This is a genomic window from Rhodococcus sp. (in: high G+C Gram-positive bacteria) (assembly GCF_049286785.1).
Lineage (GTDB): Bacteria > Actinomycetota > Actinomycetes > Mycobacteriales > Mycobacteriaceae > Rhodococcus_F.
Genome location: NZ_JBAQEO010000801.1, coordinates 1 through 2,405, shown reverse-complemented (window position 1 = coordinate 2,405; position 2,405 = coordinate 1). Strand labels below are relative to the sequence as shown.

Annotated in this window: 1 protein-coding gene; it reads right to left on the bottom strand. The window is 67.6% G+C overall.

Annotated elements, in window-relative coordinates:
- A partial coding sequence (locus WAW17_RS28945; RefSeq protein WP_422336295.1) for a condensation domain-containing protein occupies positions 1-2,305 on the bottom strand: 2,305 nt, incomplete at its 3' end.
- Positions 2,306-2,405: the final 100 nt, after the last annotated feature.

Genomic DNA, 2,405 nt, shown 5'->3' with positions numbered 1-2,405 from the left:
CCGCGATGTCGTCGAGGGTGTCCGGATCGTCGAGCACCACCCAGGACACCGTGTCCGGGAGGGCGTTGCGATGCGCGGACATCGTGAGCCCGGTCACGACCGCAGAATCGGCGAGCATGTGTTCGATCCGGTCGGCCGGATACATGGGGTCCACCGGCAGGAAGGCGGCGCCGGTCTTCGCGACCGCCCATTCCGCAAGCACCGACTCGATCGAGCGCTGGACCGACATCGCGACGAATGATTCGGGTCCGATACCCTGCGCGATGAGAAGGCGGGCAAGGGAGTTCGACCGCTGATCGAGTTCCCCGTACGACACCTCGGTGCGACGGTCGGTGTCCGCGAACACCAGCGCCGTCGCATCCCGCTTTCGCGCCGCGTCCGCGAGGAGCTCGGGCAGAGTGCGGATGGGCGCCGGAGCAGGATCCCGGATCAGGTCCGCCAGCTCGGTGGGGTCGAGGATCTCGAGGTCCCCGACCACCACGGACGGGTCCGCGACGGCGGCGCGCAGAATGCGCGTGAACCGATCCGCGAGAGTCACCGCCGTTGCGTGGTCGAACAGATCGCGGGCATAGGTCAGAGTCACACGCGCGCCGGAGGGGGCACCGTGCTCGTCGAATTCTTCCGTCACCACCCACTGCAAGTCGAATTTGGCGATACCGAAATCGACAGGGAGTTCCGCGATGTCCAATCCGGGGAGGGCGATGGCGTGCTGCCGAGTGTCTTCGAGCGCCAGCACCGTCTGGAACAGCGGATGATGCGCCATGGAGCGGGCCGTGCCGGCAACGTCCACAATCCGTTCGAACGGCACGTCGGCGTGAGCGTACGCGGACAGATCGGTGGCACGGATGCGCGCGAGCAGCGCCTCGAATGTCAGCGCGGGGTCCGCCGCAACCCGCAGCACCAACGTGTTGACGAACATGCCCACGCCGTCGTCGAGTTCCTGCTCACCCCGGCCTGCAACCGGGGTGCCGATGGCGACATCGTCGCTGCCACTCAGCCGTGCCAGGAGCACCGACAACGCGGAGTGCAGCACCATGAACGGTGTCGCGTTCGCCGTGCGCGCCAGCTGGGCGATCGACGCGTGCACCTCCGGATCGATCGGGAATTCGACGTTCCCGCCGCGGTAGCTGGGGACCGCCGGTCGCCGGCGGTCTGCAGGCAGTTCGAGGGTCTCCGGTATCGACGCCAATTTCGCTCGCCAATAACCGATCTGACGCGCAGCGAGCGAGTCGGGATCGTCCTCTGCGCCGAGCAGTGTCCGCTTCCACAGTGCATAGTCCGCATACTGCACCGGCAGCGGGGTCCACGACGGCGCCTCACCTGCGGCGCGCGCCGAGTAGGCGTGCACCAGGTCCCGGGCGAGTACCTGAATCGACCAGCCGTCGACGCTGATGTGATGTACCACCATCACCAGGACGTGTTCGTCCGGTGCCTCACATCGCACCAGGGTCAGGGCTGTGGGGATCTGCGTGGTGACGTCGAATCCGCGGGCCGCTGCCGCCCGGATCCGGTCGTCGAGTTCGTCCGGAACCGGTTCGGTCACCAGGTCGATCAGGTCACCGCCGGCCGCAGCGTCGACGGCGGACAAAATCGTCTGATGCGGGCCCTCGGGTGAGTCCGGGTACATCGTGCGCAGCGATTCGTGCCGGTCCAGAATGTCTGTCACGGCGGCGCGGAGCGCGTCGATGTCAAGTTCGCCGGACAGCCGCAGCGCCGCCGCCACGTTATAGGCGCCGGCCGTGGGATCGAACCGGTTGAGGAACCACATCCGAGACTGTGCCGGCGAGAGCGGGATACGGTCCGGTCGCGGACCGGGCTCGAGTGCCCGGCGCGGGCCCGAGCCGGAGCGAAGGTGATCGACCACGCGAGCCAGCGCACCGACCGTCGGGGCCTCGAACAGGTCCCGGACATTCACCCCGCCGCCGAACTCGGCGTTGATCCGCGCGACCACACGGGTCGCGACGAGAGAGTTACCACCGAGGTCGAAGAAGCTGTCCGACATGCCGATTCGTTCGGAACCGAGTACCTCCGCGAAGATCTCGGCGAGGGCGTACTCGGTCGAGGTCCCGGGCGCCACGAAATCGGCCGAGCCCGCGAACTCGGGAACCGGCAACGCCTTCCGGTCGAGTTTGCCGTGTGCATTCACCGGCAGTTCCGGTAGCACGACCACCGCGGAGGGCACCATATATCCGGGAAGCGCGGCTGCAGCAGCGTCCAGGACGGCCCGCTCCTCCACGTGTGCGCCAGGTGCACAGACCACGTATCCGACGAGGTAATCGCCGGTGGACCCATCGTGACGGATCACGACCGCCACCTGCGCGACGTCCTCGTGCCTCAGCAGCGCCGCCTCGACTTCGCCGAGCTCGATGCGCTGACCGCGAAGCTTGATCTGCTGGTCGGTACGG